The 8,129-nt window shown below is 53.8% G+C and carries 17 protein-coding genes; 4 read left to right on the forward strand and 13 right to left on the reverse strand.

The annotated features are described in order from the left end of the window. Positions 1-13 precede the first annotated feature (13 nt). The 13 genes from HMPREF0178_RS14565 to HMPREF0178_RS14625 form a co-directional block, all read right to left on the reverse strand. Positions 14-292 (reverse strand): RNA-binding protein, encoded by a 279-nt coding sequence (locus HMPREF0178_RS14565; protein ID WP_232281285.1) that lies wholly within the window; start codon positions 290-292, stop codon positions 14-16. Positions 293-303: 11 nt separating this feature from the next. Next, entirely contained in the window at positions 304-690 is a 387-nt protein-coding gene (locus tag HMPREF0178_RS14570) for a D-Ala-D-Ala carboxypeptidase family metallohydrolase (protein WP_009368795.1), read from the reverse strand. Between the two features lie 78 nt (positions 691-768). Then, a complete protein-coding gene (locus tag HMPREF0178_RS14575; protein WP_009368796.1) occupies positions 769-999 on the reverse strand; it encodes a thioredoxin family protein in 231 nt (76 codons plus the stop codon). 16 nt (positions 1,000-1,015) lie between these two features. Continuing rightward, positions 1,016-2,176 (reverse strand): permease, encoded by a 1,161-nt coding sequence (locus tag HMPREF0178_RS14580; protein ID WP_009368797.1) that lies wholly within the window; start codon positions 2,174-2,176, stop codon positions 1,016-1,018. A 76-nt stretch (positions 2,177-2,252) separates the two neighbouring features. After that, positions 2,253-2,576 carry a metalloregulator ArsR/SmtB family transcription factor gene (locus tag HMPREF0178_RS14585; protein WP_009368798.1) on the reverse strand — a complete coding sequence of 108 codons (324 nt, stop codon included), beginning with the start codon at positions 2,574-2,576 and terminating at the stop codon, positions 2,253-2,255. Between the two features lie 98 nt (positions 2,577-2,674). Beyond that, the gene (locus tag HMPREF0178_RS14590; protein ID WP_009368799.1) at positions 2,675-3,049 is read right to left on the reverse strand and encodes a hypothetical protein; all 375 of its coding nucleotides are present in this window, start codon (positions 3,047-3,049) and stop codon (positions 2,675-2,677) included. A 26-nt stretch (positions 3,050-3,075) separates the two neighbouring features. Then, positions 3,076-3,342, reverse strand: coding sequence for a hypothetical protein (locus HMPREF0178_RS14595; RefSeq protein ID WP_009368800.1), 267 nt, complete (start codon positions 3,340-3,342; stop codon positions 3,076-3,078). Continuing rightward, positions 3,339-3,767, reverse strand: a complete 429-nt coding sequence (locus HMPREF0178_RS14600; protein WP_009368801.1) for a hypothetical protein — start codon at positions 3,765-3,767, stop codon at positions 3,339-3,341. The genes HMPREF0178_RS14595 and HMPREF0178_RS14600 overlap by 4 nt, the downstream gene beginning before the upstream one ends. Continuing rightward, the gene (locus tag HMPREF0178_RS14605; protein WP_009368802.1) at positions 3,764-4,189 is read right to left on the reverse strand and encodes a hypothetical protein; all 426 of its coding nucleotides are present in this window, start codon (positions 4,187-4,189) and stop codon (positions 3,764-3,766) included. Before HMPREF0178_RS14605 ends, HMPREF0178_RS14600 begins: the two co-directional genes overlap by 4 nt. Then, positions 4,122-4,961 carry a hypothetical protein gene (locus HMPREF0178_RS14610; protein WP_198134990.1) on the reverse strand — a complete coding sequence of 280 codons (840 nt, stop codon included), beginning with the start codon at positions 4,959-4,961 and terminating at the stop codon, positions 4,122-4,124. Before HMPREF0178_RS14610 ends, HMPREF0178_RS14605 begins: the two co-directional genes overlap by 68 nt. Positions 4,962-5,107: 146 nt before the next feature. Next, complete coding sequence (locus HMPREF0178_RS14615; protein ID WP_009368803.1) at positions 5,108-5,593, reverse strand: DNA N-6-adenine-methyltransferase; 486 nt, start codon at positions 5,591-5,593, stop codon at positions 5,108-5,110. Beyond that, positions 5,587-5,889, reverse strand: coding sequence for a DUF4258 domain-containing protein (locus HMPREF0178_RS14620; RefSeq protein WP_009368804.1), 303 nt, complete (start codon positions 5,887-5,889; stop codon positions 5,587-5,589). The genes HMPREF0178_RS14615 and HMPREF0178_RS14620 overlap by 7 nt, the downstream gene beginning before the upstream one ends. 26 nt (positions 5,890-5,915) lie before the next feature. Further along, complete coding sequence (locus HMPREF0178_RS14625; protein WP_009368805.1) at positions 5,916-6,122, reverse strand: hypothetical protein; 207 nt, start codon at positions 6,120-6,122, stop codon at positions 5,916-5,918. 297 nt (positions 6,123-6,419) lie between these two features. Here HMPREF0178_RS14625 and HMPREF0178_RS14630 point away from each other — a divergent pair, with 297 nt between their 5' ends. From HMPREF0178_RS14630 to HMPREF0178_RS21595, 4 genes are all read left to right on the forward strand, one after another. Beyond that, positions 6,420-6,809 carry a helix-turn-helix domain-containing protein gene (locus HMPREF0178_RS14630; RefSeq protein ID WP_039959109.1) on the forward strand — a complete coding sequence of 130 codons (390 nt, stop codon included), beginning with the start codon at positions 6,420-6,422 and terminating at the stop codon, positions 6,807-6,809. A gap of 56 nt (positions 6,810-6,865) precedes the next feature. Further along, positions 6,866-7,306 (forward strand): hypothetical protein, encoded by a 441-nt coding sequence (locus tag HMPREF0178_RS21590; protein WP_157134946.1) that lies wholly within the window; start codon positions 6,866-6,868, stop codon positions 7,304-7,306. A gap of 313 nt (positions 7,307-7,619) precedes the next feature. Next, positions 7,620-7,859, forward strand: coding sequence for a hypothetical protein (locus HMPREF0178_RS14635; RefSeq protein WP_009368806.1), 240 nt, complete (start codon positions 7,620-7,622; stop codon positions 7,857-7,859). Positions 7,860-7,940: 81 nt separating this feature from the next. Continuing rightward, the gene (locus tag HMPREF0178_RS21595) at positions 7,941-8,099 is read left to right on the forward strand and encodes a hypothetical protein (RefSeq protein WP_157134947.1); all 159 of its coding nucleotides are present in this window, start codon (positions 7,941-7,943) and stop codon (positions 8,097-8,099) included. The last annotated feature ends 30 nt before the right edge of the window (positions 8,100-8,129 follow it).

The following is an 8,129-nucleotide window of genomic DNA, read 5'->3' on the forward strand; positions in this document are numbered from 1 at the left end:
GACGGCCCGCACATCACTTCCCCGTCACGGCCTTGACTTCGGCCTTCACGGTTTCGGACTTGCCGTCAGCCACGGCGCCCTTGTTCTGCCCGAAGTGTGCGGCAAGGGCATGGGTCCAGCGGTAGAAGACGGCATAAAGCCCAGTCGGTTCCTTCGGCACGGGCATCCATACGGTGGCCACGGCGCACAGGCCGCACACGGTCATGACCACGCTCAGGGCGGTGACGAGCCACGCCGCGTCGGGGTACTGCGCGGAAAGGCTCATCAAGGTCGAAAAGATGAAATCAATCACGGTCGCTTCCATCAGTACTTGCCTCCATGCTGGTAAAAGGCCACGTCACGCGGCTTGTCCGGGTCGTTGTCCACATGGATCCACGTCGGAGCCAGCTCGACGCGCCGGAATCCGGCCTCAAGCAGGGCTTGCAGCATGACGAAACGGGAATGGGAATCCACGCAGCGGATATCCACGGCATAGCCGCGAGTGTGCGCGGAGGTGGGCACGCCGCCGACCGCCTTGTTGTGCTTCGGGCAACGGTACGCGGAAGAAAGGGGGAACGGGATGCCCGCCAGATCACGGGCCTCGTCGAGCATCTGGAGCAGGTCGGCGTCCATCTTCTCTATGCCTGCGCCGCACCCGCACTTGCAGCGGAACTCGACCGGGGAGAAGTGACGCAAGGGAAGAACAGCCATAAAAAATCCTCCTGCGCTCACTGTGTCACGGTGAGGCAGGAGGAAATACCCTGAACGAATTCAGATGGAAGGCGCTACTCAGTGAATCCACTCCATAACTTCCAACTTGGATGGAATGCGCCCCGTACACATAATTGTGCCGTCGATTATCACCGCAGGAGTGGACATGACGCCGAGAGCCATCATTTCCTTAAAGTCAGTAACCTTTTCGACTTTGGCAGAACTGCCGGACTCTTGGACGACAACGTTGATAACCTTTTCAACTTCTTTACATTTGGCACAGCCGGGGCCGAGAACCTTGATCAACATAGCGGACCTCATCAGGTTAGAAATTTTGCATGTGAAGAAGGTTAAATAACCAACCTACAAGCGTAAATATAATCAATAACATGCCAAGAAATACCGCCAGCAGCTTCCAGCTCATGACCTGCTTGAGCATGAGCACTTCCGGCAGGCTCGCGGCCACAGTGCTCATGCAGAAGGCCAGAGTCGTTCCCAGGGGCAACCCCTTGAGCAGTAGGCTTTCCATAACCGGAATAATACCCGTGACATTGGTATACAGCGGAATGCCCACGGCAACAGCCAGAGGAACAGACCACCACTGACCCGCTCCCAAGTTTTCCGTAAACCACTCCTGCGGTACAAAACCGTGCAATAATGCTCCGAGGCCTACACCGACGATCACCCATAGCCAGACGCGACGGAAAATGCTGCTTGTCTCGGAGTAGGCAAAAGTATGGCGTTCCATAAGCCCTATTTTGGGTACTTGCCCCGGTTGTATGTCCATAGCCTGAGGAGGAGCATTCTTCATAGCCTCCAAAAGGAAAGGTTGCAGCCAGCGTTCCGCACGGATTGCGTCCATGAACACCCCGCCAATAATGCCCGCAACCATACCTACTACCACATAAATGATTGTGAACTTCCATCCCAAAAGCCCCCACAGCAGCACCACGGCAATTTCATTGATCAGCGGTGAGGTGATCAGAAAGGACATGGTAATGCCCAGAGGTATGCGGGCTGTGGTGAACCCCAAAAAGAGAGGGATACTGGAACAAGAACAGAACGGCGTAATTGCCCCAAAGCCAGCTCCTAAAAAATATCCAACGCCCCGTCCTTTCCCCATCAGGTAATTTCGTACTCGCTCAACATGCATCCCAGCCCGCAACCAAGCGATGACGTAAACCATAAGGACAAGCAAAAGGAGAATCTTTGCCGTGTCATAAAAAAAGAATTCGACGGAATCCCCCAACGGACTACCCTTTTCAAGGGGAAAGAGGTCGTAGGCAATCCATTGGGAAAGCGGCACAATACCTGAGTACACGACCCACCAGACAGCAAGAGCCACAATACCGATCACAATATAGCGGATTTTATTTATTTCCCTTGTTTCATGGTGTTGCTGCAACGAGGTAGCTTTTTGGCCTTCACACTGACAGGAAAAGGAAGATTTTTTCCTTGCCTCTCCTCCAGTACAACAGTTTGACATATCCAACTCCATTAATTTCTTTTTTGGCTAAATTGACAAATATTAGGCAAAAATTTTTATTTGTTTTATTAAGCTGTTAACGGGTAGTTAACATATCGATTTGGGATCGTACACGTTTTTCGACAAGTTCCCCTGTACACCCCAGAAAAGTTTCGAGGCAACAGAGAGAAAGCTTGTAGTAAATGTTCGTGCCTCTCTTGTTGGAAGAAATGATCCCGGCTTCCCTCAACACGGCAAGGTGCCTCGAAATCGTTGACATATCATCGCCAACGAGAGACTGCAGTTCACAAACACACTTTTCCCCATCCCGAAGTGCATCCACCATCAAAAGGCGCGTAGGATGCCCAAGGGCTTTAAATATTTTGGCTTGTTCAGCTATATACTGCTTGTTATGAACCATCTTTTGCGCTCCATATTTGTCTTTTTTGCAAAATAGACATGCTAGAGTACTGTGTCAAGCTATCTTATCGTTCCCACCTCTTTCTCAATCTAACAGCCTCACCACAACCTGAGCTGCACCTGCGGCTTAGGCTGTTCCTTGACCTGCCGGGCGAGGATGCGCACGTAGCGTTCCGTTACGCCGAGTTCGAGGGCGATGTTTCCCGGCGACTTGCCGGAACTCAGCATACGGACGATCCTGTCCTTGAACGGCTCACCCTTACGCCTGTTCGGAAGCGTCACCCGGAGCCCGCCGAAGGCCGCACAAAGCCTTTCCATACGCTTCATCCCAAGGACAGCGGAAAGCGGGGAACCCGCAACGGGCTTGCGGGGAATATACGTGGACACCCCACCTACGGCCCTGCATAAGAGATCCGCGCCGTCTTCCCCAATGGCGTCGGCCAGTTCATCATGGCTTACCCACAGTTCACCCATCACAACCTCCCGCTCTTCATCCCCCGTCACAACGTGACCTTTTCCGCATTCCGCTCCCACACGTAGCGCATGGAATCCCCACCGAAATCGCGGGCGACGCGATACACGAACAGTCTGCACGCGGGCCGCACCTCGACATTCGGGCCGAGCACGGCTATTTCCCCGCGTGATGCCCGCCATTCCCGGCGTTTCCTTGCAATGACGCCTTGAAGGGACGTGGACACTTTCGCCAACGCCTCAACTTTGCCCATGCTCTCGGGAATGACGATCTCAACCTGTACGGCCGTGCTCATGCCCCACCTCCAAACGTTTCATACTGCCACCCTGTCTTCCCTGCCTTCACAGCGAGGAACCGGAACCACGGATGCTGTGTTGCGGCGACCTTGATTTTCACGCGGGCGTCGTCTTCCCAATGCCCCTTGACCTCATGCAGCTCGATGCCCCCGTCAGCCCGGATCACGACGAAATCCGGCGTGTAGAACGTCTTGTCCGCAAGCCGCAGCTTCACAGCCTCATACGCCCACGCGACGACCTCGCCCGTGTGCTTCATCCCGTCCAGATACCCGGCATAGCGGGCCTCGGTCTGGTTCATGGCGTCGGTCTGGTACGTGCGGCCATTCCGGGGAAGGCGGGCCTTGCCGAGAAGCTGAGACTTGGGCAACGGGCTGGAGCCGGGCTTTACCGTCTTGAGAAATTCCCGGTACTCTTCGGGGCTCACTGCTCCACCCCCAACGCCCGCAAATTGGCAAGCTGCTCATCGAGCGGCGTGTCCAGCCTTCCCTGCTTGCGGGCGTCCATCTTGTCCCACAGGGCTAGAATCTTCGCGCACCACTCGCCGTTGAGCATCCGCTGCTCCTCACGGGTCAACGTCCTGCCGGGCAGGGCCAACGCATCGGCCAGCGCCGTTTCTCCCCGCCGTAATTCATCGCAACGCGCCCATATGTCGGCCACGGTCGGAAAGTAGGGGGACTCGCGGCGATACCGCTTCACGGCCTTTTCCACCGTGCCGGGCGAGAACTCCGCGAGGTCTTCAGCCCAGTCCTCGGCCAAAATCTGCAGCTGGGCGGGCGTCCTACCTGCCTGCGGGTAGTGCAGCGCCAGATTGACCAGCAGTTGAAGCATGAAGTCCGGGTTGTGCATGTTGAGCCCTCCGTGCCTGTAAAAGCATTTTCGCCATGTCGTCGTTGTCCTGCACCCGCTGCTGCGCTACGGTAGCCGCCCGGGGCCGCGCCTGATTGCCGTTTCCGCCCCGCTCCACGGGCTCGGGAGGTTTTCGCAGCCAGTATTCCCGCCTGAGGAAGTTCGCCGCCGTTGGGATGTATCTGCCGCCCTGCCGCTTCCATGCCTCAGAGTCCTCCCACTGCCCTAGAGCGTCGAGGATGCGGGGCAAGCCGGGGAGAGCACGGCTGGACTCAAGGGCTACCCATTCGCCCGCGGCTTCGCTCCTGCCTCCCCGGTGCTGTTCCGGGAACGCCTCGAAGAACTCGTCAAACGCCAACGAGGGCTGACGGGAAGGGACGGCTTCCGGCTTCCGAGATTCGGGGGCCGGGGTCTCTTCCGGCTCGGGACGTTCAACGCGCGCGCACGCGTTAAACACACACTCTTCTTTCTTCTCTTCTTCTGGAGAAGGAAAAGGAAGAGGGGCATTGCTCGAATCATGCTTGGGCAATGCTTGAGCATCCGTTGAGCATTGCTTGTTGAGATTGTTTGCTTTTCCCCAGCGTGCCTGAGCAGCTTTTTGGGCCTTCTCGGAACGTGCCAGCGCTTCTGACTGCCACGGGTTATGCTCCTGCCAATCGTGCAGAACGTAGCCGTCCGAGGTTTCATCAACCCACATGCCAAGGCAGGTGTCGAAAAACTTCCGTTCTTCACCCTGCCAGTCTGCGGCAAGCTCAATGTCCTCCCAATCCATGCCGGAAAGATTGCCGTCAGGCCTGTATTGGGTAGACCAGAGCCACAGAACTTGCAGGGAACGTATCCCCTCAAGCCCCAGACGGCGGACGGTCTTCTTCGTCTTCGGGTGTTGCCAGAACCCGACGGATAACCTGATGTCCGTATTCATACCTTCCCCCATACGGCGATCATGGACGGGAACGGCGCGGAAGCCGCCGCCCCTTCAAACTTCAAGCGTCCCTTTAAAAATCGAATTTCGGTTGCGGCCCGGTAGACGTGCTCATGGAACCACGCCGTATCGGTACGTGCCGGGAGAAGCCCGACGACCAGCGCGCCACGTTCCGCTTCCCGGCGGGCCTTCTCGACCCATGGGCCTATCTCGCGGCCGTAGGGCGGATTCATGTAGCAGCGCTCCCCGGCCCATGAGTGCGCGAGGCCATCCACAAGAGCGTCAGGGAACAGTCGGCGGAACGTCGTTTCCCCCCACACCCGCAGCGCATGGGGCGGCACGCAGTACCGCCAGACCTTTGCCGACCACGGCACGGCGCATACGTCCAGCGTGAAATCGAACTCCAGATCCAGATTGTGGAAGAACTCCCACGGCGTCGGCCAGTCGTCTTTGACGCTTGAGAAGAGGGCCCGGTTCAGCATGTGATCACCCTCCCCTCTTTGAACGCCAGACGAATACGCCGGAGCCGCTGCCGCCGTTCCCGGGCGGCGCGCTTGCTGCCCTTCTGGTCCCGCCATGCCGAGATCACGACACAGGCCGGGCCTTCAAACTCGGCCACGACCTTGAGCCGTCCGTGGGCCATAACAAAGCGTTCGCCGTCCTTCATGCCGCTGCCCTTCACACATGTCCCTTGGCGCAGGGCATCAAGTATCCCTTGCAGAGAGATGCGCCGCTCAAAACAGCGATCGAGCGCGTGGGCGGAAAAGGTGAGGTTCATAGTCACACCTTTGTAATACATAAAAGTTACTGATTTTCTTTTGTGCCGGGGACATACTCAAGCTCAAGGGAACGGAGTTCCGGGCACGAGAGCATCTGAGCGATTCCGAGCTTGGCGGCCTTCCTGAGACAATCAGAGACGCCCATGTCCATCAGATCCGCAGCGTCTCGGAACTGTTGAGACTCGTCCTCGGAAACCCGGAACTGAAGCTGCTTTTCACGCTTCGGGGGCATGACTGATCTCCTTCTGGCTACCATTTCTCACCAAACGGAACATTGCAGCACGGATATTGTCCTGATTCGGTCCCAATAGATGTTTCCGCTTTCCCTTCAAAAGGTTGCATATCGTAGACGCGGGGACTCCAGACTCAACAGACAGCCTTCGCTGGGTGAACCCGGTTTGGTCTAAGAACTCACGGATTTCAGTAGAGATTGTTTTCATACTTTTTTTATTAACAATTGTTAATGAAAAAGACAAGCCGCTTTTGTAATGAAAATTGACAGAAGATAACTTTATGCTTGGATTATGCCATGACATTCAGCGAAGACATAAAAAAGGTTCTTCTCCAGATCGTCGAAGACTGCGAAGGGAACAAGGCTGCGGCCGCCAAACGACTTGGTGTAAACCCAGTAACCTTTTGGATGTGGATCACAGGTGAACGAGATCCCGTCAAGCCTGCTATCAGTAGCGCTATAGATGCGTCAGGGGCATATCTTGTCTTTAGAGGTGAAGATTTAAAAAAAGCACATAACTTTGATGAATCAAATAAAAAAATTGAAGAATTAGAAAGGCAAGTTGAAGAATTAAAGATATATAAACATAAATGGGAAGGGCACCTTGAAACTGTCCGTGCTCAAAGTAGCTCTGCCCCTTCGCCTCAACTTAAAGGATACGATTCTTCAAAGATAGATACGGCATGATCCATAGCATGATATGGGTAGAAATTGAATAAAAACCCACCGCGCTGAGAAAAAGGATGCAAGAAACACTAAAAATCCTGATGGATGAACGAAACAGTAGAATTCTCGGCTTATCATCCGCAATTTCAGCTTATGGTATCGCCGCTATTCGAGGAGCTTTCATCCTAAATGGTAGTGCCGCTGTTGCTGTCATGACAAAACAAGGAGTACTTACTCCTGAAAAAGAGTCTCTCATATTGGTTTGTGCCATTGGTGCAGCTCTTGCTGTCTTAAGTGCTGGCTTCAGCTTTCTGTCTCAATGGTGGCTCAAGGAGGCATTCTTGGAATATACAGGGCAAGCAATATACTCACTTCAACATACTGGTGTGGCATCACCTTTTATGAAGTCCCCAGAAGCATCGAGAGCGCGTTGTGCGTTTTATGGAGCTGCGATGCTGTACTGCCTTTCTGTAACGTTTTTTATATTCTCTGCGATTAAATTCATTCAGTTGTCGTAAAAATTCAGTTCTGCTTGTAAAGAAATGTTCATCACCATCATAAATTTTAGAAAACAATAATAAAAATAAAGATACTATAGCGCCAGCCAAGAAAAATAATATATAGTAAATATCCATAGTGCTTCTCTTCCTCGCCCCTCCCCATGAGGGGTTTTTTCGTATCCGCTGCTCAGGGCATTTGTGAACCGCAGATCTCATTTGGGGTCACGGTATTTCTTGTGTAATTTAAAAATTATTTTTTGAAAATATATATTGATCTTTATATTAACATTTGTTAATTATCTCCTCACGACAAACGCACAAGGAGAACGCCATGCCCACCGCCCCCTACCTCGTAATCGGAACTTCCCCCTTCAACGGGATGGACACCGTGGACGAATGCGACTCTCTCGAAGAGGCGCGGGAGTTCGCCAACGAGCACGGCGGAAAGGTGGTCAAGGCTTCCGAGTATCACCCCAAGGGGCTGCTCGAAGACTGGTTCAACAACGAGTCCGAAGACTTCGGCGTCCGCCCCGGCATCGACTTCCCCGCAACACTCCACCGCGCTTGGTAAAGCGCCTAGCCCCGCACCAGCCCGGAAAATCCGGGTTGGAAACGGGATTGGGATTCAAAGCCGAAAGAAACGGAGGGAGTAATGATAGGACTCCATGAAAAATTTCAGATGTCTTTAGGAAGAATCATAGAGCTGCAAGAAAAAGAAGAGGATTTAGCGCGGGCACAAGCTCTTATAGCCCGCCTACGTGCTGAGAATAACGTATTGAAAGAAGACAAAAATGTATCCTGTCATTTATAGATAGTCTGAACAACATATTAGTATCGCTGG

Origin of the sequence: Bilophila sp. 4_1_30 (genome assembly GCF_000224655.1) — a bacterium.
In the GTDB taxonomy this organism is placed as follows: domain Bacteria; phylum Desulfobacterota; class Desulfovibrionia; order Desulfovibrionales; family Desulfovibrionaceae; genus Bilophila; species Bilophila wadsworthia.